This is a genomic window from Roseburia sp. 1XD42-69 (genome assembly GCF_003612565.1).
Taxonomy (GTDB): Bacteria; Bacillota; Clostridia; order Lachnospirales; family Lachnospiraceae; genus Roseburia_B.
Genome location: NZ_RAZG01000001.1, coordinates 111483 through 136533 on the forward strand (window position 1 = coordinate 111483; position 25051 = coordinate 136533).

A 25051-nucleotide genomic window follows, 5' to 3' on the forward strand; every position below is an offset into this window, starting at 1 on the left:
TCTATTGATATTCTGTTTTCCATTCAAGCCGATTTTTTCCCTCAATCCAATCTCTTATATATTCAAGTGGCATTTTTTCAATTCTCTTGATAAAATCCGCTGCTTTTATCATCAAATACCCTGACATTTCATTCCATTTGATAGCATCATCTGCATATTTCCTTAACCATGACGAATACGCTTTATGCTCTTTGAAACTGTCAATTTTTTCATTAAACAATTTGTATCTTTGTTTTGCCCATTCGTTTCTAGCCTGTACTTTTACTTTCATATCAATTACCATCCTTTCTACTCTTTATTTCTCCATTTATTCTGTGCTTATATACACTATAGGACACATCATTTTTAATATGTTCTATACTGGATACAAACCGTATCACATCCTGTTGACCGCTTATCCTTCGCAATACTGCACTCGCTTCACCATCAACCCAAAAGAGGTTTATAAGAGTTCTTTTGGTACTCTTCCGAAAACTTATTTATAATTCCGTTTTCGTTATATTTACTATATCATAACGTTTTCGGAATGTCAATACCTTTTTGGAATTTATTTTCTGTTTTCGGAATATTCTTTTACAAAGAAAAAGCACCATGCAATTTGCACAATGCTTTTACTTAATCTCATTTCCATCAGGAAATATAAATTTTGATTCATACTTGCATCCCATAAATGCAGCCATTTCTTGTAATTCCTCTTGCGTAAACTTTCCTGTTTTTACACGCTTTGAAATAGATGCTTGACTCATGCCCATTTTTGCTCCCAACTCTGTCAAACTCATTCCGGCAGTATCACAGGCAACTTTTATTTTTTGTTGTAGCGTTATACTGGTCACTTCCTTTCCATTCCAATTTATGATATTATACAACGTTTTGGGAATTATTTCAACCACTATAAAAGGCACTAACGAATATTCCGCTAATGCCTTCTGACTGGTTATAAATTATTATTCAATTCAGATTAAAAATTCCGTTGTACATTAAGTACATTCATCAATGCTTCTTGTAAAACTCTCGATATATTAATTCCGGCATGTTCCGCCTCATAATTAAGCCAACTAGGGATAGTAACATTTTTTCTAACCGCTTTTGTGTCAATTTTCCTTCGATATTCCCCGGAATCAATATCAACCAGCGATATAACCGTTGTTCCATCCTCCACAAAAGTTCCGCTATTTACATCTAAAGAACTAATTTCAGACGGCAAAGGAATTTCCATTCCATCATCCTCCATTGATACACATTTCAATTCTATGGCATCTCTTGCCATTTCAACAGCATTTACCATATCTTTCCCTTCTGTCAAGATTTCCAGATCAGGAACTTCTACAAGTATAACCGTATCTGTTTTTGTAAAAAACACAGGGTATATATTTTTCATTTTCTTTTCTCCTTTCTAGGAACTTATATTCTATATTCTTGAAGAGATAGGGGATTTTATAATCCCCTTCTCCTTATGATTGCTTTTGCTAATCGTTCATCAATCTCTTTATGCCTTGGTACTTCTTCTTTCTCTGTTCCTCTCGCATAAACATCATGATTACTTCCATGCCTTTCAAAAACAAATCCACCAGCTTCCAATTTCTTTATCAAATCTCTTTGTTTCAATAGTGTTTCCTCCTTATATATGGATTATACACACTTTATACGTATATGTCAACAATAATTTATACTTATTTCATGCGCATAAAACGATTCTTTCATTGCTTTACATATTCTCAACAAAATTTTCGATTTCTTCCAACGAAAATATGTAATCTGTTATTGGTTTTCTATCAAATTGATCCATTGGGAAAATAGCGTATTTACTTCCATCAAACTTAAATATCAACCCTTTATACGCTAATTTCTCTTGTAATCGCCTCAAACGTTCAATCACATCATTCTCGCAATACATATGGAATGTGTTAAAATAGTTGCCTACTGCTTTTCTTTCTTCCTTTGTCATGTATATATTTCCTCCCTATCCTTTCTCCATCTCAAAATCTTCCAGTTCCTTCTGTGTCAATTCCCTGTTATAATACAACTCTGCCCACACCATACGCCCATTTACTTCCGTTCTGGTATCATAGTTGATAAAATCCATCATACCAGCTTTTGGATGTGTCCCGATTGATACAGGACGCATAACAGAATAATATTTGTTCCAATGATATTTTTGTGCTGATTGTCTTATATAGTCGTTTGTACTCATGCTCTGCCCTCCCTACGCTGCATAAAATGTTCCATCTTCTAAAAATTCCCATCCATTAGCTTCACAAGTTTCTGTTACTTCTTCTTCATCCGCTTCATAAAAATATTTATAGCCGTATTCTTCATATTGTTTAGAAAGCATTACAAACATATCAGCAACTAATTTTTCCATTTTTCGGATTGTGTCAACCTGAATATTTTTATACTGCTGATATTCAAGATCATATATCCAACCTTCAGCAAAATCCGTCTTATCAGATACGCAATAATTATAATGTCCGTCATTATAAGGCAATGTAACAGTTCTTCCACAAACTTCCATATATGCCTCTATGGTCTTCTGCTCATGTTCCGTCATATAATCCCAAAAATCCTTGAATGTTTCACCACAATATAACTTGTTCCGGATTACCTTGAATACGTCCATCAAATCAAGTTTTCCGTATATATTTAAGCCGTCCCCCTGACAATAGCCTAAAGAATATTGCATCTTTAAGTTACTGTTAGAAAAAATATTGTGTAAATCTTCTGTGTAAATTTTCGAAAATTCGTCATTTCTGCATGGATCATCAAGATACCACTGATTTACTTTCTCTTTTGCTTCCTCCGATAATTCAGGATAAGTATATACATTATAAGTTTCTGTTACTGTACGCATAAAAATTTTCTCCATTCTATTTAATTTTCCAATAATAAAAGCAAGCAACATTTCCACTTGTCACTTGCTCTATACTTCCCTTTCTATGATGCTTATTTGTCTTATTTAAGGACTTAATGCAACGCACATACATATTTGCATATGCGCTGATTTAAGGCTTTAAATGGGCTTGTATACGGTTTAAACACCAATGATTTTTTGATTAAATCCAAAAAGATTTATAAGAAAATCCGTATTGAAATTCAGTAAAAGACGGAAGCCACATTTATTAAAATATCTAAGTGTAATTCCAAACGCTTCCCAAGAAGTCCCTCCAATTTTAAAACGCCATCCATTATCAAACTTTCTAAATCCATGCTTTTTCATGCTCATTCCTCCATTGTTGAAGCAGTAGTTTCATTGATGTGTCAAATTCCATTTAAGACACCATGCCTTATATTCTTCATCTGTAATTATTCCATTTTGATAATCATGCTTTATCTCTATTGCATCTAAACACTCTTGAGATAATGTATAACTTTTTACTCTTCCTGCAATTTTCCTATTCGCTGCCAAATAACATTGCATGGATAATTCTGCTATAATTTTATCTATTGCATTTACATTCTTTTTCATTTTTACGATCTCCATATTTATATTTTATCACTTTCCGATAACCAATGAAATACACGATTTATTCTTTCCAAAATTTCATAATCGTTTCATTATCTTCTAATACTAAACCGCACTTATAGCCGTGTCTATCTGCAATCTCAATCAATTCTCTGTTTGTCTTGCTATTTTCATATGGAATCATATAGAAAGAATTTGCTGTTACTTTATGTAGTTCCACGCAATTTAACGGATAACATTCCGTTTGCCTAGTTTCGTCATTATAGCAACAGGCGCAATTATTAATCACCATGCAAATATCAAAAATAATGTCCTTGTGTGCCTTTTTACGTTTCTGTTCTGCATATGCTTTAAAATCCATGTTATCCCCCCAGTTTTTAAAATGTCATAACTTTTTCTTGTGTCATCATCAAAAATATTCCAAGTGGCAACGCAACAAGTGAAAATGTTGCATCTCCATCCAGCACAAACGGCGTTACAATTCCAATAGTTGCCATTATTGCACCTGATAACTGTTGTTTCATATAATAAAAGCGTTCTGTCCTCTGTTTGATTCTCCACTTTTCTTCCCGGCGGTTATATTCTTTGAGCCATTCTTCATATGTGTAAACTGTTTCTATTGCTTCAGATCCGATATTGTATATTATCATTATTCTTTTTCCTCTTTGTTTGCTGCCTACTTTGTTTTATATTTTCATTACTTTAATTACATACTATTCATTAATATTAAAGTAATCATCTATCAAATATTGAAGTTTGTCACATGTATTTAAAATTTCTCTTGTTTGATCGTTTTCAAAAACTTCTTCTGAAGCTTTATTACATAAATCTGAAATCTGTTTTAATATATTTTTCATTGTTTCAGTCATTGTCTTTCCCCCTAATCTAAATTTTCTAATAGTTCCATTGCTATTTTAATTTCCATTTTAGTTATCTCCTTTCAAATTACAATTTTATTGTGCCGTTCTTTTATTCCACATTTCAATTACTGTATGTTTGTTTTGTGCATATCCAGGATCAATCATTGCCATACATCCAGTACAAAAAATTCTAAATCTTTCACCTGCTCTATGTTCGTATTTATCAATAACAATCTCTTTACTTCCACAAAATGGGCAAGGTTTAGTTTTTTCAGGATTACATTTTTCAATATCTCCACATGTAAAATCATTTTTCATAGCCTTATAACCTCCACTTAAAAGAATTTACAACCGCTTTTTAACTCACGATACAACAAATATGTTATCTTTTCTTCTGCCTGTTCTTCTGTGAAACGCTTCTTCTCTTCCTCTGTTTCCTCTAACCAGTCTGCAAGTAAATCGATAGCCGACACATTGTAATAGTAAGAAGAATTTACCATACTACAAAGCCCCTGCATCCAGTCTTTGAAATACTCATATTTAGAAAGTTTCTGGTTATTGTATTTAATTTTTTCTGTATATAAGCATTCATAAATTGCATGAGCCACACAAGAAAAGTTTTCCTTGTCTACGTTGTAATACTGCTCATAGCCGTATGCTTCCGGCTGGAATCCATCCATAATATACTGCCTTACTTTTGCCTTTACTTCTTTACTATTTGTTCTTAACATAATTTTCACCATTTAACCTTTCTTTGATTGTCTATGTATAACAACTATTTCTCTATTGATTTCTTGTTACCCTCTGCATTTTCCAGGCTTGGGACTGTCTGAAAGTTGATCAGACTTTCAGGCTGCATTATAACAATTCTGCATCTAGTGAATTTTTTCTATCAACTGAGGAGTTCACCATCTCCCGGCTGTTTTATACTTGCTATGCCGTGTTAGCGCAAGTTCAATGTACTGCAACAATTAGTTGTTTTCTTTGTAAATGCCCAAACGGGAAATCGAATCCCGTGTATGTTGCTTGCTCCTGCTGGGTGGTTAGATTAATCACGGTAACATTTTAAGCCGTCTATTTCTTCACAACATAAATCAAAGAAATATTCACCGTTTGTGTCAATGTCTTCTATGTCTTCACTTGCAATCTCTACGGCTTTATCAAATGTATAACCTTCTTCAATTGCATCTTTCGCTATCTGTAATTCATTTTCAAATTTCTTTAATGCTTGTGATTTCGTCATTGTCCTTACCTCCGTTTGTTTGATTTCTTTAACTGTCTTTATTGTACACTAGTACCAGTATCTTTTCAATATGCAATAGTACCAATGTTTCTATTAAATATTTGTGAATTATGTACAATAGTACTATTGTATTTTAAGATAAAAAAATAGAACATATTAAAAATATATGTCCTATTCATTCCTTGCCATCTTATCTTTTATTGCTTGCCGTATGAATCCAGCTTTTGTATGACCTTTTTCTTTACAATAATTATCAAGTGTTTCCGCTTCTTCGTTTGGCATTGATAATTTTACTTGTGTATAATTTTTTTCTGTCCACTTCTTATTAGCTCTTTTCTTTGCGTCTGATACTGGTGAAATTATTATCACTTCCTTTTCTATATAATAAAAGCACAATTATTTTTGGCTGGGCGGTGTATCCAGCATCTCAGGTACTCTTGCGAGTGTGTCGGGAACCATTTCCGACCTCAAAAATAATCATGCTTATTACTATCATATTCTCTTTGTACCTATAATATACTATGTATTTTCGGCATTGTCAATCTTAAATTCCTTTATTCTGCCACTATATAAACGCCTTTGAATCTTTGATTCCTGTATATCGTGCATAGTAGACACATACAAATAATCATTATCTTTATCTAATTTAATTCCTATCATCACATTATCACGGTATCTTTTTATTAGTTCTATGGATTGTGTGCCGTTTTCATTTGGATTTATGCCGATATAATCAGGATTATCAATAATATCTGGTATATAGTCGATATATTTCAAACATTTTGCATGTTTACTTTTCAGCATATGAGCAGGTAAACCTTTTGATCTGTATATATCTTTAGGTTCTATATTTATTCCTAAGATGGAATTAAATTTACTTTTGTATTTCCCTACTATAATTAATTTGTCCGACATTTTGTTATATTCCTTTTGTTTAATAGGAAAATTATAACATATATTTTATAGATTATCTACACAAAATTGACAATTGGGGAGGGTACTAATTCCAGAATATTCCAACGCCATATCAATTTTCTGTTGTATAGTAATCTTTATCGGCCCCCTATCTAAACTGGCATAGAAAACAAATGTGGCTCTGGTATTTCTTCCCCGTCTTCTAGTGCCGTTTCAATCCATTCTTGAATAATAATTTCTGCATTTTCTACTGTCTCAGTTGGTGTTTCTCCGTCTGCCATACATCCAGGAAGATCGGGAACTGACACAATATAGGCTTGATCTTCCTCAGACCATGACATAACCATAGAATATTTGTACATATTTACACCACCATAATATCAGGATCTGGAATTGTTTGCCCATCTTCTAAAGCCGTTTCAATCCATAATTCCTTTGCTATTTCAATTTCTTTCAACGCTTCTTCTTTTGTTTCCCCGTGTGCCATACATCCTTGTAACTCAGGAACGCTTGCAACATATATTTTATCTTGTGGATCATATTGCATAAAAATAGAATACTCTGCCATCTTAAAACCTCCTTATAAGCCGTGTTTATTAATAATATTCCTTAATTGTCTAACCTGATACCCTTTAGCCTTTGAATTGGCATTCTGTATTGTCATACGTTCATTTATTCCATTATGATAATATGACTTGTGGGAGCCTTTCTGTCCTTTAAAAGAAAAACCTAAATCAACAATAAGATTGCAGAAATCACTAAAATTTATATTGTTGTCGGATTTTCCGCTTATTACATCATTATATGTCTTTTGGTTCATTCTGATTCACTTCCTTTGTGTATATTAATTATATCAGATTTCCCGATTTTTTCAAGCATTATCAAAAACCGTTCATATCTAATTGAAATAATTGTTTCATTGGCACACGAAAATAAATTCATTGCCAAACATATCCCATTTTGAAAACCTTCTTTGCAATAAATCAACGGGAATATTATTTGACATTCCCTGAAATAATGTACCTTTCTTTTCGTCAAATTCGCATCCTGAAGGCAATTCATAATTTTCAGAATCAACTATCGCACAATATATTCCACTTTCTTCATTTTCAACAAACATTGATAAAAAGTCTTTAATTAACATGATAAATTCCTCCTGATCTTATTTTCTACATTTTTATGAAATGAGCTTGCAACTTTTGACGGATGCAAGCCCTTGTATTGCTTTTCTACATATTTACTACAATAACTCTATTCAATACCAGAATGTCACAAAATATAGACATAAACAACTTACTGAACTGTCTATCTCTCATTGTAGAAGAAAATACGCCCTCTTCTAACAACTGTTTAGAATTGCTAACACTCACACCCAGCCGATCTGCAATCTGTTCTGATAACTTACAGAGTGCCGATTGACCCACTTCTTCTATACCGATATTCTCAAGAAATCCCCTGATACATTCGATAAAATCCCCACGTTTACCAAGTTCAATCTTGCGCACATAAGAATCATACATACCATCAGGCATAAAAGCATATGTGCTTTTCAAGTCTTCATTTAAAGGTTTTAAAGTTTCCTTATGTAAATTGTTTTCTGCTCTGATAGCCTTATCTACTTCAACGCTGGAATGTTTGCGGATGACATCATCTAAATTCATGCCATTTTTTAAATCAATTTCCCTGTTTTCGTGAATTGCTTCAAGTTTTGCTTTTAACGGCTTCATTTCTGCCATGTGTCGCATATCCTCTTTTGCAATGGCGATTCTTGCATCTACAAAAGCATTCAGATAAGCAAGTGATTTACTGTCGATTAATTCAAAATTAATAGGTGCTTTACTCATAATATGGTTACCTCCTTCAAATTATTTAACCTGTTTTTGCGTTACCCGTCACATACTACGAGGAAGTACAGGTTATAATGTGACATAGTGTCTGCTTCTAATCTTGTATCATTCCTGCAATACATCGCTACTCTAGCGTGTTTTATGTGCGTTTCCTTGCTCCCTATTTTGCGGTATATCTCTAACTGCTGATATATCGGTTACTTATCCGCTTGAGCGATGCAGATAAGAGGGTAAACAATATACTACAAGTACAGACATATGAAACTTTCAAAGTGCAACCCTCACACAAACACACCTGTAAAAGCACTATTCGGATTTAATAACCCTAGTTTGCGGATTGATAAAGCTTTAAGTTTGGGATTTTCACGACTTGACATAGCCTGAATAGATAAGTATAATAAAGATGCAATGGCTATATGCTGTTGTGAAGGTTAGGAAAGCGGTGATTACTTTGGTCGGTGTCAACCGCTTTTCTTTATTCCCTTAACTTGATTATATCTTACCATAAATAAAAGTACTTGTCAACACTTTTTCAAGATTTTCTTGAATTTTTCAAGATTATTGTTCAATCCATTCTATCAGATCACCCGGTTGACACTTTAAGACATTACAGATTTTGTCTATTACTTTAAGTGAGACAGGCTCATTATTGTTAATTGCTTTAATTGCATTAGTTGTAATGCCTGCTTGAATTCTTAATTCTTCCCTTGTCATTCCCTTACGATTTAACAGGTCTAATAATTTATAATAAGTAATCATACAATCACCTTCCTATATTTGATGTATCCATTATACCAAATATTTCTCTTTTTGTAAAAGAACATATTTTCTGATTTACCCATCTTCTTTCCTGCTATATAATGGAAATATCATATTACGAAAGAAGGTGAAACCAATGCAGAATATACCGTATGACGATCTGGAAATGTTTATGGAATGGACTAAAACGAAATCAGAACTAAAATTCAATCCACAAACAAAAACTTTTCCAATTATTCCTAATTGCATTTATTGGGCTTTTATGGGCTGTAATATCGGCTCAGAGGAAGGGAAACATCGTCCGGTCTTAGTTACAAGGACTTACCCAAATTCGCCGACTATAACAGTATTACCACTTACAACGCAACGTTTGAATGATGGGAAACAATATCATGTTGACTTGGAAAAGCAAAATTCTACTGTTTTAGTTGAGCAAATGCGTGTGATTGATATTTCCCGAATTGACAAACCAATGAGAAAAAGCGGTTCAATTATTTCAATTACTGAAAAAGATTGGAAAGCTATTGACTATCAAATCAAACGTGAATATTTACTTACACCATTACCAAAAGTTCAAAAAAATAGTATAAAAAGCAAATAAATTGTATCTTTTCTTCTTGACATACATATAATAAATGTGTATACTAAAGATACAAAAGATGTGTAAACATCAATTTTCCACTACTTTTAGTAGTGAGTAGTATCATCAATTATCCGAAAGCACTTAGTTTATACTAGGTGCTTTTGTTTTTTCAACTTATCTTTCCCCAAAACAAAAAAGGACTGGAAAAACCAATCCTTTTATACTGTCCATACTTATTTCCTTACAATTCCATCATGCAGCACTACTATAATTTACAATAGAAATTTCCTGTGTAAATTGTTTCGCCTGTTCTGTGATCTGCTCCAATCTTTTAATAACATCCCCTGTATAGATAACCTCATTACATTCTGTACACTTATAGCAAGGAACATTGCGCACGATTAAAAGGCAATTACCTAAGTCTGTTACGCTTGTTGTATATCCCTTTTCGGCTTTTGCTCCGCATTCCATACATACCATAATTAACGCCCCTTTCTTGTCTTAAAATCACTTTCCCACATATCAGGATCGGGAAAATATGCAGTTATAAGATATATAAAATCTGTATCACAACTTACTACTATATGAATATACTGTGATTTAACAGAAAATCCCAATATCAAACAACTTGCTAGTGGTTTATCGTCTGGATATTGTTTAATAATTTCACCAGTGTTTATACCATTCACAATATCATCAATGCTAATATTCCGTTCATACAAGCGAATTCTAGCATGTTCTGTTACTGCTATGTTTTCAGGTTTATTTATTGCCCTTAACTGTTCTATCGTTATCATTTTACACCAACTTTTCTATTGATATTCTAATTATAACAGATTATTGAATCATTTAAAACCTTTTTATTACTTATCCATACCCACAAAAGAGACTTTTCAAAAGATACGGCTAAATGCATCCAGCTTTAATGGCTATGTCCTCATTGTATTGAGTGGTTAATAAAACTATGTATTGCTTTTGTTGCTTCTTATTTCTCGTTTGAACATCACATTCCTTTTTGAAAAGCAGTTGACCGCTTTTAATATAGAAGAGAGTGCCAAAGGTTCTTGACACTCTCTAAAAGTTCTTGTGTATTTATTAATCGCTTTTATTTTGTAGCGATAGAATTTTTATGTTTGATTTACGATTTCAAACTAGCGGTTATTTCAGCTACTTGTTATATTGCATAGTCAATTTTTCACTTTCTTTCCTTTGCTATACTAGGCTTATTCCGTACCCCTAAGACAATTCCTTGCCCGCTTCCATCAATAGCAATTCAACTTTTCGTGGAATAGGTTTTTTCTGATAAAACCGTATAAATCAGACTTATAAGCCTATGTAAAGGAATTTGTAACGTGTCCTAATTCACGATAGATTTCATCAAATCTATAAGGAAATATGATACCCAGAGATATAAGCCGTTTGTGTCCACCTTATACCATTCCACCGGAATATATACTATGCTATATCTGGATTCGGTCTTCTTTCAATCATACCGCCGTTTTGTTGTCGTTCTATGTCGGTCATTTGCTTATGCCAAGCAGCCTTGTTTGCTATCGTTTGATTTCCTCTTTTCTGGTCATTACCCAGTTTAATCCTCCTGATATTGTTTTCTATTTTCGTTTTGGGATTTTTCATTGACTTTTCCAAAGAAATGAATATAATAGAATGTATCAATGGTAAGTGAAAACTTATCTTGTAGATTAGCAAGTTGTTACTTTGGTAGAGTGGGCAACTTGCTTTTGTTTTCTCCTACTTATCCCAAATGGCAAGTTAGAATTGAATCCCACGGCTTGACCGCTTGCCTGAATGTGTTAATCTCCTATTATTGCACGAATTTTTCTTTCTTCTACTGTCAAGTAATTATGTATTACTATCTCTCTTGCATCTATGATCTTGTCTAGCATCTTTTGGGCTTTATTGGATTCCCAATTTTTATAGCCTTCCCAGATCGAATATGCAATTTTAATTTTTTCAACAGCTTTATCATATTTACCAGCGTTATTATAATATTTTGCCCTGTCCAGAAAATAAATGATTGTTTTCTTGCGTGACTGCTTTTTTAATTTTTTCACTTTTTGACTTGCTCCTTTCTTTATCTTATGTACTAAGTATAAACGATTTTCATTTAAAAGTCAAGTACTTTTTAAATATTTTTCATTTATTTTTTATTATATAACATTTTCATTTCAACGTTTTTCGTTTATCTTTAATGGGATTATAAATGATATTCATTTGTATGTCAATAATTTTTTAAATATTTTTCATTTATTTTTATCGTTTGACAATTAAAAGAAAATACTTTATATTTAAGTATAAATAAAAATCAAAAATAGAATATTAAAATAGATATTAAAAATGTGGAGGATATAGAAAAGAATGGCTTTTATTTTTCAAGATAATAAACAGGTTAAAAATGAATTTAAGAAATTGACTATTGATAATAATGTAACCATGTCGGAAGTAGCTGGAAAGTGTGGGCTCATACCACAACAATTAAATAATAGGTTCAATAATAATAGACTTGCTTTTTCAGATTTAAAGCAATATCTGGATAGTATCGGCTATGAGTTGCAAATTGATTTTATCAAGAAAGAAGAAAAAGAAAATGTTTGAATATATAGACAATGAACATCTAAAAAAAGAAGTTAAAAAAATGATAATTGATTCTGGATTGACACAAAAAGAAGTGGCAGAAAAGATGGGATGCAAACCACAACAGTATACTAATATTGTAGGAAAAGAAAATTTTGCTTTTCGTGATGTAAAAAGAATTGCGGATGCTGCTGGTTTTAAATTATTAATTGAATTTGAAAAAAAGAATAGATATAAAATCTTTATGAATTAGATTTAGAAATCACAGACAGAGCAACAAAAAAGAGTATAAACTATAATATTTATACTCTTAAAAACAAAAGAAAGGTTATGATCTTATGGCACGTCATAGAGATATAAGCAAGGCACATGCAAGATTAGAGGGTGAAGGATGGCACATAGAATACCACCGTGAAGCCGTTGTTACATCCAGTAGCAAAAAACCTAAAAAGAAACATATCCCCACTAAAAGAGATAAACGGCGTTGTATTCACTATAACAAGACAAATAAAAGTTGCTATAAATTAAAGTGTGCTTGTATGGGGTCTAGCGATTGTGCTTCATATCGTGATTAGTTTCACTGCCTGTGCAAGCTCCTGATTTGTTTTGATTACCATGTATCCACCTTCCTATATAAAAAACAAGGGCGTAAGCTATATATAATAGACTTGCGCCCTAATCTGCTTACTATTTAGTTACTGGTTACTCATTCATTAATCTTATCGATCGTTGTAAGATTCACACCCAAACTTGTAAGAATAACTTTTAATGATATATAATCTTCTTTCAAGTCTGCGTAAGTTTCGACAGCATTTTCTTTTCTTGCTAATAACATACGTTTTTGGACTTTCTGAAAATCGTTTATAGATCTTTCAATAATTTCACCATTACTAGGCATATTTTCACCTCCTAATCATGAAAACAGTTGTTTGATTATATATAGTATACCATAATCAAAGCGCAAAGTCTATTATAATTTAGATGTACACAATTTGCTACACTCTATTATACCCACTTCTTTAGTTGTCAAGGTTCAATCCTTACTTCTATTTTTGGGAAATATCTGCCGATTGACAGATTATCAAGAATTGTGTTATACTCAAACTGTCTAGGAATGAGTGTTAAAACACTTCTTGAAATTTCCCTGTTTCGTTAAGGAATGGGGATTTTTCTTTTCGCTCCTGGACTTATTGACGCTGCCATGTTGAGAATGTATCAGGTCTTATTGACACTGCCATGATACCGATTTGTTTTCCCTTGTGTTCCTTTAGCATCTATTGATAGCTCAATAGGAATCACGTTTTTTAAGGGTTTATTATTCAAGAATCAGTTTTTCTATTGATTCAATGTCAATATTATATGATGACAATTTTACTTTTGTAACTGCTAACTGGATATCTAAGACTTTATTTGTTCCGGTTTCTGCTGCTTTAATTTGTAATAGCATAACATATCTATCAATAAGATTCTGTTTTACCTCTTCTTCAGTCATGCATACCTCTTTCTACCTTAAAACGTGACCCCTATTGAGTTATCAATGTGCTTTGTTCCTTACAAGTATTATTATAGACTATTGTGCTTTACTTGTCAACTATTTTCTAAATATTTTTTTTAGTTTTCTAAAGTTTCTTGTCTGGTATCCATTCTAAAATATCTCCTGGCTGAACTTTTAATACTTCGCAAATTGCATTGATTGTTTTTAATGTTACACTTTCGCCCTTTGAAATTTTAGTCATAGTTGCTGAAGATATACCAGAGGCATTTTTTAATTGTTCTTTTGTCATATCTCTTTTATTAAGTAAGTCTAACAATTTATAATATGCAATCATGTATCCACCTTCCTTATAACCTGATATACTGATTTAGATTATTTCATTATATCAGATTATTTCTACATTAAAAAGGTGTAAAGCCTTAATAATTCAATAGACTTTACACCGTGATTATGATATACCTATTTGCTACATTTCATACTCTTCAGACGGGATGCCCAAAGAAGCAAGTTTGTTTTTATATACCTTTAGCTGATACTCTAATTCTGGATTGTTGCCCGTATCAGCCTTTTTGATTCGTTGCAAATTTACATAATAATCAATGGTAATCTGTTTTAATTCGTCAAGCGTCATATCTTCTTGTACCATCCTTTCACCTGCTTTCTACATTGTGGCTTATGTTGCTACAATGTAAGTATATCACAACTCAGGTGCAAAGTCTATTCAATTATCAATGTGCTTGTGGTGCTTATGGATTATGCTGCTATCCCGACTACCCTTGTTTGGGTAGTTTCGCCGGCTCTCACCGTTGCTCATCAGGGGATTTATAATACTTCATAATCTAATTTTGACTTTTTAGAAAACGTAGCTGTTTTACCATCTTCAAAATGTAATCTAATGCAAGCACCTATTTTTTCGCCACATTCTTTTTCAATCTCTTTTGCTGTTACTTCTTCAATACAAGTAACATTATGATAGATGTGACTAAAGGATTTTTTGTTTTCAAAACCTGATACTCTAACTGTTGCATTGTTTAAATGTATTCTCATATTGTGTACCTGCCTTTCATTGTGGTTGTTTGTGTGTAGTTGTTGCTATATACTTCTTTGTTTTGGTGTGACACTTTATCTTTAACTTATGTATAGATTATAGCACGTAATACCTAGATTGTCAACGTAATACCTAGTTTTTTATAGCAAAATAATACATAATTATTTTAGGTATTACCTAGTTATTTTTGTGCAGTTTGCTAATTGATTGACAACTTAGGTAATACGTGTTAAAATGCAATTTAAGATGGTTTTTAAAAAGGATGGTATAAAATGTCAGATAGAAAAAAACAGAGCGAATATCAAGCAAAATATGACGCTGAGAACATGAAACAATATAGTGTGAAATACCCACTTTGGATATATGAAGCTGTAGAAAAAGCTATGTCTGATACTGGCATGAACCGGAATAAATGGACAACTACGGCTATTGTGGAAAAACTAAAAAGGGATGGATATATTCAGGGGAAAGAGGATTGATAGAAAGATGATTATGTGGCATTTTGATATATTAGATAGCATTATGATATATTTTGAGTTGTGATATTATGATGTTGCTGGATAATATAGATGTAGCATTATGGTATATAAAAATAGCATTTTGATATATTTTGGCTTTATGCATCGAACTCGTCAAGCAAAATTACTTGACAGCACAGCAACTAGTGTAAAGTATTTTTACTTGACGGTATATTTGTTTGTATTTATTCAGATTCAAGTTGCAGAAAATGGACAATTCATAACTTAAATATACCATAATACTATACTATTACTGTATGTTTTATAGCCCCAGGTGGGTTTACATTTTCATATAAATACCCATTTACCAAAAACCCCCCTATCTCTTCCATTCACACGTCACCCCTAAAAATTGTGTCCGAAACATAAACAATTCACAAAAATAATTCGGAGTCATATTCGGTGCCATTCCTAAAAATCATTATAAATCAATGTAATATAAATTTTCTGACAATTCAAATCTATTCCCAAACCACAAAATACAACCTAGAAATCTTCCAAAACCCTTGAAAAATAAGCATTATTCCGAACTTACTCTAAAATTGCACTCAAGAAAAGAAATCATATACAAAATCACACTTAAAAATCATTCATCAAAATCTTAAAATATCCTGTAAAATCAATACTTTTACATTCTATTGTTCCATCAAAACTACTCTCCCACCGAACTCATAAATTAATCTCATACACATCACCTCATTTTTTAATAATATTTCCAACCAGAAAGAGAATATATTCTTGTACCAATTAATTCACACAAACACAAACGGAGGATATATTAATGAACAAATACCAGATACAAATTGACCACAGGACTGAAAACAAATGGGATTGGATATGTGTGTTTGCCAATTCAGATCAAGAAGTCATACAAAATGCAAAAATCAAATTATATGATTTTCAGAATCCTACATACTCACAATCTGATGATTACGATGTAAAATATTATTTTCTACTAAGACAGATGAGAAATCGTCTGTCTTATTTTTATGTAAAAGGCAATTAAATGGAGAAATAGTAAATATCCATCACAATATAAAAAATCATTTTCCTCAAACAGTATTCAGATAATGGGGGAGTATATTTTACATTATTTAGGATTTATCAGATATCTACTACCCTACTACCAATAAATATAACTTGAAAACTTATAAATCATTTCACATCAGAATGTAGAAGTAATAAGAAGAGCACATAACAATACCAAATTAAGAATGAAGGAGATAAATATATTATGGCAAAACTAACTATCATACCTCAAAAATTTACATTTGAAAAACCAACCATCAAAAATGGTAAAGGTGAAACAATATCTCATGGAATCAGTGTAACCATAGATATAGATGCCTTTAAAGCTGACAAAGAAGAAATTAAAAAGGACTTAACAGCTATTTTTGCTGAAGTCCTTGAATACTTTGATTAATTTTATCCAAGGCATTTTCTATTGTAGATCTAATACATACAAGGAATTTTATATCCAAAGAAAGAGAATATGTAAATAGACATTGCTACTCTATCTTACAACTTGTAATTTATACCACCTGTAACTACCAACCATCAACAACCATCAACAATCAAAAATTTTTTAAAAGAGTAATGAATTATGAAGCGTATGCGAATAATTCATTACGATAGTAGTCTTTATTTATATAATCAGTCTTTATTTATAAAAAGACGGCTGATTCTGCACACTGTAGTGTGATATACTTTGCCATTTTTTCTTCAAGTATATCACACTCTGATGTGATATACATTAAAAATTAAGATAAAAGAAAGGAATAAAATCATGAGAATTACAAACAAAAATACCACAAAACCAAGAAAAGGAAAAGTATATGAAAGCGAGTCATTCAAAGATGGTCAATTTACTGAAGAAGAATTAAAACAATATAGACTATCTGATAATGAAATAGCCACAATCCTTGAATATCAGTCACTTTTGCCTATTTTACAAGAAAATGAAAATAATACAATTAGCGCAAAAGAACTACATAATCAATTAAAAGTTAGTCGAGATTTTTCAACTTGGATCAAACAACAAATTGAAGATTTGGAACTAGTTGAAAACATAGATTATTTTATTGATTCACCTTTAAAGGGGAGTGGATTAGTTGATTATCAGTTAAAGCTCAGCGATGCAAAGGAAATTGCAATGCTTGCCGGTTCTAAAGGTGGACGTACATCCGAAGAGCTAAAGAAAATGTCCAAGTTAGTGAGAAAATATTTTATCGCTATAGAAAAAGCATTTAAAAATCGTACAAACTGGAATACAAACCGCAAAAACACCTTAATTAATTGCAAAGAATTGCGTGGTGCTTTAATCACAAAAAGAGAAGAATTACTTAATGGTGTTCCTGAATGGATTACTAATGGCAATTTATACTCTATTGAGTTTTCATTACTAAATACTGTAATACTTGGAATGTCTGCAACACAGTATCGCAAAGAACATAATATATCTTCTAATGAACAGATACGAAATTATTTTTCTGAAGATCAATTAGATGATGTAGAAAGATTAGAACGATATGATGCACAGTTAATTATTTCTCAGGAAATTTACTCATACGAAGAGAGAAAACAAATATTACAAACAGAGTATGATCGTGTAAAAAACAGAAAAACTAAGTGGGTATAAGAAAGGAGGCGTTTTTTACATAGAGAATAATAAATCACCAACAGCTACATTAGAATTACCAGATACAGTAAATCGTTTTGTAAAGATTCCAAAAGAAGTAATTTTGGCAAATACTTTACCAGAACACAGATTATCGGCTTTGCTCTATTTAAATTATAACCAAACATGGGAAAATGTTGTTCACTACTCTCCTATTTATATGATTCAGTGGTGTAAGTATAAACCAAACTGGCATAGGGGTACTGAAAAAAATATTTTTACCAAGTTTAGAGATTGCATGGATTGGTTCTTTGAAAATGGATACATCATTGACTTTGATAAAGAGAAATATATACAGAATACCTTTCAGTCATCATTGATTAATATGGAAAAAATGAATCCAAAAAACAATTTTGGTATTTTATATGACTTTGAAGTAGAAACAATCAATAAGTATCAGTCACCATACAAGCCATTAAATAAAAGTATACTATTTCTTCTGTTATCTTATATAAAGGCATTTACTTGGATCAGAACGAATGAATCATCTGGACATTCTGAAAAATCTAAGAAGAATAAACCAGAAATATTTTATTCACAGTTTCAGTCTATAGCTGCTTTTATAGGTAGTGATAGAAAAATGATTGCAAAAGCAACAGAAGTATTAGAACAACTTGGTTTAATAAAAACCCATAGGATGCCAAGATATAAAGATTCCAATGATAATTGGCACACTGATGATATTATTTATATCTGTCCTTATCGGTATATATTGAGAAATAATCAAATAGTTCAATGTACAAAAGAAGAATATAACTATGAGAAGGAATTAGAATATGGGATTTTATTTTTGAGAAATCAGAATTATGTAAGTAAAAAATTCTATCAAAATTAATTCCAAAACACAGAAATAAGTATTGTAAACATGAATCAATATCCATCATCACCACTATCATACCACCAAAAAAGGAGAATCGAAAACCATGACGACAAAGAAGACAACATTAACAACCAAAATTTTATCAAACAGAAAAGGAGAATTTACAGTAACTAATGACACAGACAACTAACAGATATGGAATTTATGAAGTAGATCACACAAAATTTGGAGGACTAATTTACCCTTCCGATTTCAATACATATTATCGAGGGAAAGATAATACAAACGGATCTCAGATAGCAAGTCGTATAGAAGCAGATAAGCAAAGAGAAGAAAAACTTTGGAAGAAAAATCGAGAAGGTATTGAAAGGAATAAAAATTATGGCAAGTAAATCTGGATACATAAACATTGATGAAAATGAAGAAATAACTATTGAAAAACCAAAACTATCAAATTCAGTTTCACTTTCAGAACAGGAAGTATGTATCAATTTTATGAGAGATGAAGATTATGCCACAATCTATACCTCAGATACTACATATATGACTAAATTAGATAAATTATGTAAAGCAAATCCAGATATGTACTCTCTCATTGCTGATACAGGTAGAGGAAAAACATATCGTGTTGAAGATAAAACACTTATCAGTTTTAGAGCAAAGAAAAGAGAAATGTCTGATGAACAGAAAATTGCTGCAGGTGAACGAATGAGACAATGGCAAGCCAATAAGAAGAATTAGGATGGTGTTATTTGCTAGAAATTAAATGATGTACATTAGCGTAGAAAATTTTGACGTACTTAATGATAAAAGTATCATCTAAAACTTTTCTTTCTGAAAATCTAATGTACATCTTAGAAATTTTTAAATGTGGAGGAATTTATAAAATGTTAAAGGAAATGATGAACCCAAGATATCACGGAAATGCTCTCACAATTGACTTATCAAATTGGGGATATCCAAATTACATAGCTGAATGTGCATATCATTTTGACAAAAAAGAAAATAAATATTCATTTTCAATGTGGTTGAATCGTACCGATTTGGAGGATCGGATGAAGTTATCTTCTAAGAAGGTTGATACACAATACATATCAGGAACTAGAGATACCATTATAGAGAATATCTGCAGAATTGTACACCATTGTGTCACTATCACTGATAACGGAAGCGGCAAAAAATATTTTGATCGCTTTGTAGAAAGATACGAATATGAACTGACATGTTTTGAGCGTGGTAACGAGTTGTTTGAGAAGGAAAGACTGGCAAAACTAAATGATAACAAAGACTGATTACAAATATTTTGAAAAAGCAAGACAAGCTGCCACTATATCTGATTTTTATAAAACCCACATTGGATGTGTGGCAGTGTATCAAGGAAATATTATAGGAATTGGTTGTAATTGTAACAAAACTCATCCAATACAGAAGAAATATAATAAATACCGCAAACCATCAGATATCATGTTACCAAAGTTACACGCAGAAATTAACTGTATAAATTCTATCAGACGTTTGAATATTAACTTTTCAAAAGTCAAGTTATACATATATAGAATTCGCAATGATCAGCCGTTTGGATTATCACGCCCTTGTCCTTCCTGTATGGTAGCAATTAAGGATCTTAGAATTCAAGATATTTACTATACAACCAATGACGGATATGTACATGAACGAATAGAGAAATATGGTGTGGGAGGTGTTGCTTAATCTGCGAGATATGTAGAATGACTCCTTGCCATTTCATGTGCCCTAATTATTCTCCCAAGAAAACTGTACACTATTGTTCTTCTTGTGGTGACGGAATTTATGATGGAGAAGAATATATTGAAAATTTAGATGGTGAATATCGTCATTATGAATGTTTTCATGGCATGAGAGAATTATTGGAATGGCTTGGTTATAAGATTAGAACTATGCAAAATACAACTTGAAAATGAAAGGAAAGAATGATGAACAAAAATAATAATAATCTGAGAAAGAATAGTTTCAAAGAAGAGGAACTGAAACAATATGTTAAAAACGGAGATCTGAAGGAATCTGATATTCAAATCATTTTAGAATATCAGAAACTATTACCTGTATTACAGCAAGAGGATGGTTCTTGGATTGATGCCAGGACATTACATAAAGAATTAAAAGTCGGGAAAGTTTTTGGTGCTTGGATTGCTGGACGTATTGATAAGTATGAATTTATAGAAAACGAAGATTATAAAGTTTGCTTTCCAAAACGGGAAAGCAAAAAAGGTAGTGGTGGGCATAACACAAAAGACTACTCTCTCACTCTTGATATGGCAAAGGAATTGTCTATGGTGGAGAATAATAAAATTGGGCGCATTTCTCGTAAATATTTTATCGCTATTGATAAAGCATTTAAAGCAAGACGCTTGTGGAATATTGATAGATGGGAAACTTTAGAACATTATAAAAACTATCGCAAGATTATTAACCTATCCAAAAAGGAACTGATGCCTACAATGCCAGACTGGTGTAAAAAGCGTGGCGATCAGGGAGTATTCATGGGAGAAGCTAACCTGCTTAACGAAATCATTATCGGCATGAGTGCATCAGACTATCGTTTTAAATACTGTCTACCTAAAGATGAGCCTGTAAGGAACCATTTCAATAACTTTGAACTCCAGATGGTCGCTGAGTTGGAAAAGTTTGATACAGATTTGATCCGTCTTCAGGAAATGTATGATTATGAAGAAAGACGAAAGCTGCTTGCAAAAAAGTATCAGTCATTGCTCGATAATAATAATTTCTAGGATAATGACTTAGAATAGAAATTTCATTGGTATAAACATCTTTTATTAAGCAAAGGAGGATAAATGGCTGGAATTAGCGTACCTCAATATGAGATTTTTAAAATAGGAACTAATAAACTTAAATATTATAATTGGGATTTAAGTATTACAAAAAAAGATGCATTCAAATTCCAGGAATTAGTGTCATTGTTTGAAGCACAGGAATTTCGTATAATGGCAAATAAAATTCTAAAACAAGAGATTTCAGAAATTGATTTCTCAAAGATATTTATACAAGTGGTTATAGATAAGAAATCAGATTTTGGTCGAGCTACTTGTAAGAAAGGCGTAACAGTTAATGGAATAAATTATCGTAGATTTGTAGGAACAACTGGAGGATTAAAAAATAACACTCTTCTATTTTGTAATTCAAAATACATAGATGAATTAAATGAACTTTGCGAATGTAAAAGAAATAAAAGTATTCCACTTGTTCCAGCGAAATACGAAGCATATAAAGCACTGACTTGTTCAGCATCTCAACCAATTTGTATTCCTAATGGAATTTTGGTTGTAAAGGATTGTGTTACACAATATTTTGCAGATGTAATATCTTTAGATGATGGTAAAGATTCTGATGAACCTGTTATGGAAACAGTATTCCATAAGCAGCTTGAAAATACTGTATCAGATGGTTTTAATATATGTACCATTGAATATATGAAACGAGTATCCGAATTTTTAGGATTAGATTATATACCAAGTGGTGTTTGTTTAAGAAATGCGTGGTTAAAAGGAATGCTCTATCCGTTTCCAATTCTTGAATTTGTTGAAGAATTTAATAATGGTAATTACTTTATAGAAGATATTTGGGGAAATATTCAGGATATTCGTGAATGCGAAATGATTATAACTGAATCATCTCTTAAACTATGGATGGCTTATGATAATATTGAAAGTTACGAAAATGCTTATAAAGAATGCGGCTATGGATTTTCTGTAACTAAAATATCACCTTATATATTAGAAGAACAACGAGAACTGAATTATCAGTATTTACAGTCGTATGAATTTACAGATGATGATATAGAAGAACTTTGTACACCCACAATAAACTATTTGAAAGATGCTATGTGTGGTGACTACGCTTCCACTGTTAAGTTTTTAGGAATTACAGAAAATACAGAAGTTAATTCATGGCAACGAGCATTATATATAAGTGAATATATGTTGGGTGATCCATATGTAATTGATTCAGTACATAGATTTATTAAAAAGAAAATGAACGATGCTAAGATTGGTAAATTATTTGTACAAGGTAATTACCAAATTGCCAGTGGTGATCCGTTCGCCTTAATGCAATCTATTTGTGGATTAGAAGTTACAGGATTGCTTAAAGAAGGTGAATGTTATTCTAAGTTTTGGATTGATAAAAACGAAAATAATGTTGTTGTTTTTAGAAGTCCAATGACAAGTCATAACAATATACGAATGTGTAGGGTGAATAATGCTGAAGAATGTAAACGTTGGTATCAATATATGGATACTATTATGATTATTAATGCTTGGGATTCATTTTGTATGGCAGAAAATGGATGTGACTGGGATAGTGATATTTTATTTTCAACAAATAATGATGTACTAAAAAGACGTTATAAGAAACTTCCTGCTATTGAATGTGTACAACGTAATACATCAAAAATCATTGTTACTGAGGAAGAAGTAAAAAAGACGAATAAAAATGGTATGGGTAATCAGGTCGGTACTATTACTAATTATGTGACATCTATGATGGAAGTGCAATCACATTTTGAAAAAGAATCTAAGGAATATAAAGAATTGGAATATAGAATTGGTTGTGGACAGCTCTATCAACAGGCAGAATTAGACAAGATTAAGGGAATTGTTGCAACTCCTATGCCCAGTCGTTGGTATAATATGAGAGCCTGTGCAGATGATAGGTATTTACAATCTATATGCGCATATCGCAAACCATATTTTATGATTTACATTTACGAAGAAACTAAACGTGATTATAAGAAATATATAAAAGAAAGCAACGATAAATGCTATGCCATATATAACTGTTCTATTCAATATTTATATGAAAATATTGATGTTTTATCCGATGAGCAGAAAGAATTTTTATTTTGGTATGAATTTAAAATGCCTGTTGGTATAGGAAAATGTTCAATGAATCAAATCTGCCGATATATTGAAAATCAATTAGATGGTTATAAATCTCAATTGCGCAGAAATTCATTATTTGACTATAACACTTTAAAAACAAAAAGACGTTGCACAGAAGAACATAGACTGGCTCTTAAAGAATTGGAACAATATTATTGTGAATGTGTAAGAGAATACAAAAAACAGAAACATCATGATAAAGGTGAATCAAATAGAAATAGGCACTTTCTTTATACTAAATTTAATCAAGAAGCAAAAGAAATATGTCCTAATGATGAAGAACGTCTAAATATCATTTTAGACATCACTTATGGTTATAAAGGAAATAAACAGTTTTGCTGGGATTGTATTGGTGAAAACATTATTTTAAGATTGGAGGAGCTAAACACTGTACATACTAAATGAGAAAGAATATATAAGAGACATCTTGGTTTCAAAAAAGAAACCAGACGCTCTCTCTATGGGATATTTCATAACACTTATTGCTAAATACTATTTTTCTGATGAATTGAATACAAAACAATTATCTAATATTGTTAAAGAGAGAATACTGGCATTTGATTTAGAAAATTATCAAGAATATAAATATCACAATAAAATCGTGAGTACATGTGAAGGTCTATTTAATAATTCTATTGACAGAACATTTAAGGAAAGAGAATACATACCTATATTTGAAAACGAGTTAAAATTTATCAGTTCATTGCCTAATGATAGGCAAAAGAAATTAATGTTTACATTCTTTGCTGTTGCAAGATATATGGATTGTGATGGATGGATTAATAAAAAGACTTCAAAAGATATTTCAGAAGTATTTAAACTTGCAAATGTTACTCTTGCTTCCGATAAGCGAAATGAATTATTACACGAATTATATGCTAATGGATATATTACTTTTGGGAAAAAAGTTAATAACTTAAATATAAAAGTTAGCTTAGATAATTCTGGAGAGATAAGTTATAAAGTAAGAGAATTTAGTAATATCGGTAATCAATATATCGGCAATTTTAAAAAGGGTTATAAACAATGTAAAAGTTGTGGCAAAAATTACAGAATTAAATCAGAAAATGATTATTCTAGTAAGTATTGCCAAAAATGTGCAAAAGAAAAACATAAACAAGTTAATCGTATTTGCATGAAAAAATCAAGAGAAAAGGAAAAAAGTGTACAAAGCCTTGTGTCATAAAAGTCTTATTTTCCAAGGTTTTCAAACATTTTTTCAGAAAAAATGTTATTTTCTTTTAATGGTATATAAAGAAAATGACAATAAAATTTATCTTTCCTTGGCAATAAAAGA

The 25051-nt window shown here is 31.5% G+C and carries 46 protein-coding genes; 14 read left to right on the top strand and 32 right to left on the bottom strand.

From position 1 onward, the window contains the following. Position 1: 1 nt before the first annotated feature. The 23 genes from D7Y06_RS00820 to D7Y06_RS00925 form a co-directional block, all read right to left on the bottom strand. Positions 2-271: a hypothetical protein gene (locus D7Y06_RS00820; protein WP_120405937.1), complete on the bottom strand. Its 270-nt coding sequence runs from the start codon at positions 269-271 to the stop codon at positions 2-4. A 340-nt stretch (positions 272-611) separates the two neighbouring features. Then, positions 612-902 carry a helix-turn-helix domain-containing protein gene (locus D7Y06_RS00825; RefSeq protein ID WP_120405938.1) on the bottom strand — a complete coding sequence of 97 codons (291 nt, stop codon included), beginning with the start codon at positions 900-902 and terminating at the stop codon, positions 612-614. A 56-nt stretch (positions 903-958) separates the two neighbouring features. Further along, positions 959-1378 carry a type II toxin-antitoxin system HicB family antitoxin gene (locus D7Y06_RS00830; RefSeq protein ID WP_120405939.1) on the bottom strand — a complete coding sequence of 140 codons (420 nt, stop codon included), beginning with the start codon at positions 1376-1378 and terminating at the stop codon, positions 959-961. 56 nt (positions 1379-1434) lie between these two features. Beyond that, on the bottom strand, positions 1435-1605 hold the full coding sequence (locus D7Y06_RS00835; protein WP_120405940.1) for a type II toxin-antitoxin system HicA family toxin: 171 nt from the start codon (positions 1603-1605) through the stop codon (positions 1435-1437). A 100-nt stretch (positions 1606-1705) separates the two neighbouring features. Beyond that, positions 1706-1945, bottom strand: a complete 240-nt coding sequence (locus tag D7Y06_RS00840; protein ID WP_120405941.1) for a hypothetical protein — start codon at positions 1943-1945, stop codon at positions 1706-1708. Positions 1946-1960: 15 nt separating this feature from the next. Then, on the bottom strand, positions 1961-2191 hold the full coding sequence (locus tag D7Y06_RS00845) for a hypothetical protein (protein WP_120405942.1): 231 nt from the start codon (positions 2189-2191) through the stop codon (positions 1961-1963). Positions 2192-2203: 12 nt separating this feature from the next. Beyond that, entirely contained in the window at positions 2204-2905 is a 702-nt protein-coding gene (locus tag D7Y06_RS00850) for a hypothetical protein (protein WP_120405943.1), read from the bottom strand. Positions 2906-3028: 123 nt separating this feature from the next. Beyond that, positions 3029-3214, bottom strand: a complete 186-nt coding sequence (locus tag D7Y06_RS00855) for a hypothetical protein (RefSeq protein WP_120405944.1) — start codon at positions 3212-3214, stop codon at positions 3029-3031. A 30-nt stretch (positions 3215-3244) separates the two neighbouring features. Then, positions 3245-3463 carry a hypothetical protein gene (locus D7Y06_RS00860; RefSeq protein ID WP_120405945.1) on the bottom strand — a complete coding sequence of 73 codons (219 nt, stop codon included), beginning with the start codon at positions 3461-3463 and terminating at the stop codon, positions 3245-3247. Positions 3464-3521: 58 nt separating this feature from the next. Next, positions 3522-3821: a hypothetical protein gene (locus tag D7Y06_RS00865; RefSeq protein ID WP_120405946.1), complete on the bottom strand. Its 300-nt coding sequence runs from the start codon at positions 3819-3821 to the stop codon at positions 3522-3524. Between the two features lie 16 nt (positions 3822-3837). Then, positions 3838-4110: a hypothetical protein gene (locus D7Y06_RS00870; protein ID WP_120405947.1), complete on the bottom strand. Its 273-nt coding sequence runs from the start codon at positions 4108-4110 to the stop codon at positions 3838-3840. 63 nt (positions 4111-4173) lie between these two features. After that, on the bottom strand, positions 4174-4329 hold the full coding sequence (locus tag D7Y06_RS25770; RefSeq protein ID WP_158591180.1) for a hypothetical protein: 156 nt from the start codon (positions 4327-4329) through the stop codon (positions 4174-4176). An 84-nt stretch (positions 4330-4413) separates the two neighbouring features. After that, positions 4414-4638 carry a Lar family restriction alleviation protein gene (locus tag D7Y06_RS00875; protein WP_120405948.1) on the bottom strand — a complete coding sequence of 75 codons (225 nt, stop codon included), beginning with the start codon at positions 4636-4638 and terminating at the stop codon, positions 4414-4416. Positions 4639-4655: 17 nt separating this feature from the next. After that, positions 4656-5051 (bottom strand): hypothetical protein, encoded by a 396-nt coding sequence (locus D7Y06_RS00880; RefSeq protein WP_147415556.1) that lies wholly within the window; start codon positions 5049-5051, stop codon positions 4656-4658. A 317-nt stretch (positions 5052-5368) separates the two neighbouring features. Next, a complete protein-coding gene (locus D7Y06_RS00885; RefSeq protein WP_120405950.1) occupies positions 5369-5563 on the bottom strand; it encodes a hypothetical protein in 195 nt (64 codons plus the stop codon). Between the two features lie 171 nt (positions 5564-5734). Next, positions 5735-5932, bottom strand: coding sequence for a RepB family protein (locus D7Y06_RS00890; RefSeq protein WP_158591181.1), 198 nt, complete (start codon positions 5930-5932; stop codon positions 5735-5737). Between the two features lie 150 nt (positions 5933-6082). After that, positions 6083-6478: a PBECR3 domain-containing polyvalent protein gene (locus tag D7Y06_RS00895; protein ID WP_120405952.1), complete on the bottom strand. Its 396-nt coding sequence runs from the start codon at positions 6476-6478 to the stop codon at positions 6083-6085. 152 nt (positions 6479-6630) lie between these two features. Further along, positions 6631-6840: a type II toxin-antitoxin system HicB family antitoxin gene (locus tag D7Y06_RS00900; protein WP_120405953.1), complete on the bottom strand. Its 210-nt coding sequence runs from the start codon at positions 6838-6840 to the stop codon at positions 6631-6633. Between the two features lie 2 nt (positions 6841-6842). Next, positions 6843-7046, bottom strand: coding sequence for a type II toxin-antitoxin system HicB family antitoxin (locus tag D7Y06_RS00905; RefSeq protein ID WP_120405954.1), 204 nt, complete (start codon positions 7044-7046; stop codon positions 6843-6845). Between the two features lie 12 nt (positions 7047-7058). Continuing rightward, positions 7059-7298 carry a type II toxin-antitoxin system HicA family toxin gene (locus D7Y06_RS00910; RefSeq protein WP_120405955.1) on the bottom strand — a complete coding sequence of 80 codons (240 nt, stop codon included), beginning with the start codon at positions 7296-7298 and terminating at the stop codon, positions 7059-7061. A gap of 96 nt (positions 7299-7394) precedes the next feature. Continuing rightward, the gene (locus D7Y06_RS00915) at positions 7395-7622 is read right to left on the bottom strand and encodes a hypothetical protein (protein WP_120405956.1); all 228 of its coding nucleotides are present in this window, start codon (positions 7620-7622) and stop codon (positions 7395-7397) included. Between the two features lie 85 nt (positions 7623-7707). Next, entirely contained in the window at positions 7708-8322 is a 615-nt protein-coding gene (locus D7Y06_RS00920; protein ID WP_120405957.1) for a hypothetical protein, read from the bottom strand. A gap of 561 nt (positions 8323-8883) precedes the next feature. After that, positions 8884-9084: a helix-turn-helix domain-containing protein gene (locus D7Y06_RS00925; RefSeq protein WP_120405958.1), complete on the bottom strand. Its 201-nt coding sequence runs from the start codon at positions 9082-9084 to the stop codon at positions 8884-8886. A gap of 136 nt (positions 9085-9220) precedes the next feature. Between D7Y06_RS00925 and D7Y06_RS00930 the strand changes: the two genes are divergently transcribed. After that, positions 9221-9685, top strand: coding sequence for a type II toxin-antitoxin system PemK/MazF family toxin (locus D7Y06_RS00930; RefSeq protein WP_120405959.1), 465 nt, complete (start codon positions 9221-9223; stop codon positions 9683-9685). Positions 9686-9919: 234 nt separating this feature from the next. Here the strand turns inward: D7Y06_RS00930 and D7Y06_RS00935 are convergent, their stop codons facing one another. The 4 genes from D7Y06_RS00935 to D7Y06_RS00950 all read right to left on the bottom strand — a co-directional run bounded on the left by D7Y06_RS00935 (position 9920) and on the right by D7Y06_RS00950 (position 11739). Further along, positions 9920-10147, bottom strand: a complete 228-nt coding sequence (locus D7Y06_RS00935) for a YgiT-type zinc finger protein (RefSeq protein WP_120405960.1) — start codon at positions 10145-10147, stop codon at positions 9920-9922. A gap of 2 nt (positions 10148-10149) precedes the next feature. Further along, positions 10150-10464, bottom strand: coding sequence for a DUF4258 domain-containing protein (locus D7Y06_RS00940; protein ID WP_120405961.1), 315 nt, complete (start codon positions 10462-10464; stop codon positions 10150-10152). A gap of 658 nt (positions 10465-11122) precedes the next feature. Further along, positions 11123-11302 carry a hypothetical protein gene (locus tag D7Y06_RS00945; protein WP_120405962.1) on the bottom strand — a complete coding sequence of 60 codons (180 nt, stop codon included), beginning with the start codon at positions 11300-11302 and terminating at the stop codon, positions 11123-11125. Positions 11303-11478: 176 nt separating this feature from the next. Continuing rightward, positions 11479-11739 carry a hypothetical protein gene (locus tag D7Y06_RS00950; RefSeq protein WP_120405963.1) on the bottom strand — a complete coding sequence of 87 codons (261 nt, stop codon included), beginning with the start codon at positions 11737-11739 and terminating at the stop codon, positions 11479-11481. A 304-nt stretch (positions 11740-12043) separates the two neighbouring features. On the opposite strand from D7Y06_RS00950, the gene D7Y06_RS00955 reads away from it, so the two are divergent. Both D7Y06_RS00955 and D7Y06_RS00960 read left to right on the top strand, forming a co-directional pair. Continuing rightward, a complete protein-coding gene (locus D7Y06_RS00955) occupies positions 12044-12280 on the top strand; it encodes an XRE family transcriptional regulator (RefSeq protein ID WP_120405964.1) in 237 nt (78 codons plus the stop codon). Then, a complete protein-coding gene (locus tag D7Y06_RS00960; RefSeq protein WP_120405965.1) occupies positions 12273-12512 on the top strand; it encodes a helix-turn-helix domain-containing protein in 240 nt (79 codons plus the stop codon). The genes D7Y06_RS00955 and D7Y06_RS00960 overlap by 8 nt, the downstream gene beginning before the upstream one ends. Before the next feature lie 453 nt (positions 12513-12965). Here D7Y06_RS00960 and D7Y06_RS00965 read toward each other — a convergent pair whose 3' ends face one another. From D7Y06_RS00965 to D7Y06_RS00980, 5 genes are all read right to left on the bottom strand, one after another. Then, entirely contained in the window at positions 12966-13157 is a 192-nt protein-coding gene (locus D7Y06_RS00965) for a hypothetical protein (RefSeq protein ID WP_120405966.1), read from the bottom strand. Between the two features lie 417 nt (positions 13158-13574). After that, positions 13575-13751, bottom strand: a complete 177-nt coding sequence (locus tag D7Y06_RS25775; RefSeq protein WP_158591182.1) for a hypothetical protein — start codon at positions 13749-13751, stop codon at positions 13575-13577. Between the two features lie 127 nt (positions 13752-13878). Further along, the gene (locus D7Y06_RS00970) at positions 13879-14088 is read right to left on the bottom strand and encodes a helix-turn-helix domain-containing protein (RefSeq protein ID WP_120405967.1); all 210 of its coding nucleotides are present in this window, start codon (positions 14086-14088) and stop codon (positions 13879-13881) included. A gap of 132 nt (positions 14089-14220) precedes the next feature. After that, positions 14221-14400, bottom strand: a complete 180-nt coding sequence (locus D7Y06_RS00975; protein WP_120405968.1) for a hypothetical protein — start codon at positions 14398-14400, stop codon at positions 14221-14223. Positions 14401-14576: 176 nt separating this feature from the next. Continuing rightward, positions 14577-14801: a hypothetical protein gene (locus D7Y06_RS00980; RefSeq protein ID WP_120405969.1), complete on the bottom strand. Its 225-nt coding sequence runs from the start codon at positions 14799-14801 to the stop codon at positions 14577-14579. A gap of 273 nt (positions 14802-15074) precedes the next feature. On the opposite strand from D7Y06_RS00980, the gene D7Y06_RS00985 reads away from it, so the two are divergent. The 11 genes from D7Y06_RS00985 (at position 15075) to D7Y06_RS01040 (ending at position 24940) form a co-directional block, all read left to right on the top strand. Further along, entirely contained in the window at positions 15075-15281 is a 207-nt protein-coding gene (locus D7Y06_RS00985) for a hypothetical protein (protein ID WP_120405970.1), read from the top strand. 1273 nt (positions 15282-16554) lie between these two features. Next, entirely contained in the window at positions 16555-16743 is a 189-nt protein-coding gene (locus D7Y06_RS00995; RefSeq protein WP_120405972.1) for a hypothetical protein, read from the top strand. 363 nt (positions 16744-17106) lie between these two features. Beyond that, positions 17107-17958, top strand: coding sequence for an antA/AntB antirepressor family protein (locus D7Y06_RS01000; RefSeq protein WP_120405973.1), 852 nt, complete (start codon positions 17107-17109; stop codon positions 17956-17958). A 103-nt stretch (positions 17959-18061) separates the two neighbouring features. Then, positions 18062-18832 (top strand): hypothetical protein, encoded by a 771-nt coding sequence (locus D7Y06_RS01005; RefSeq protein WP_120405974.1) that lies wholly within the window; start codon positions 18062-18064, stop codon positions 18830-18832. A 158-nt stretch (positions 18833-18990) separates the two neighbouring features. Next, positions 18991-19209 (top strand): hypothetical protein, encoded by a 219-nt coding sequence (locus tag D7Y06_RS01010; RefSeq protein ID WP_120405975.1) that lies wholly within the window; start codon positions 18991-18993, stop codon positions 19207-19209. After that, on the top strand, positions 19199-19558 hold the full coding sequence (locus D7Y06_RS01015) for a hypothetical protein (RefSeq protein WP_120405976.1): 360 nt from the start codon (positions 19199-19201) through the stop codon (positions 19556-19558). The genes D7Y06_RS01010 and D7Y06_RS01015 overlap by 11 nt, the downstream gene beginning before the upstream one ends. A gap of 146 nt (positions 19559-19704) precedes the next feature. After that, entirely contained in the window at positions 19705-20109 is a 405-nt protein-coding gene (locus tag D7Y06_RS01020) for a hypothetical protein (protein WP_120405977.1), read from the top strand. Further along, entirely contained in the window at positions 20093-20527 is a 435-nt protein-coding gene (locus D7Y06_RS01025) for a hypothetical protein (RefSeq protein ID WP_120405978.1), read from the top strand. The genes D7Y06_RS01020 and D7Y06_RS01025 overlap by 17 nt, the downstream gene beginning before the upstream one ends. 239 nt (positions 20528-20766) lie before the next feature. After that, on the top strand, positions 20767-21585 hold the full coding sequence (locus tag D7Y06_RS01030; RefSeq protein WP_199714589.1) for an antA/AntB antirepressor family protein: 819 nt from the start codon (positions 20767-20769) through the stop codon (positions 21583-21585). Between the two features lie 63 nt (positions 21586-21648). After that, complete coding sequence (locus D7Y06_RS01035) at positions 21649-24159, top strand: hypothetical protein (protein WP_120405979.1); 2511 nt, start codon at positions 21649-21651, stop codon at positions 24157-24159. Between the two features lie 22 nt (positions 24160-24181). After that, on the top strand, positions 24182-24940 hold the full coding sequence (locus tag D7Y06_RS01040; RefSeq protein ID WP_120405980.1) for a hypothetical protein: 759 nt from the start codon (positions 24182-24184) through the stop codon (positions 24938-24940). Positions 24941-25051: the final 111 nt, after the last annotated feature.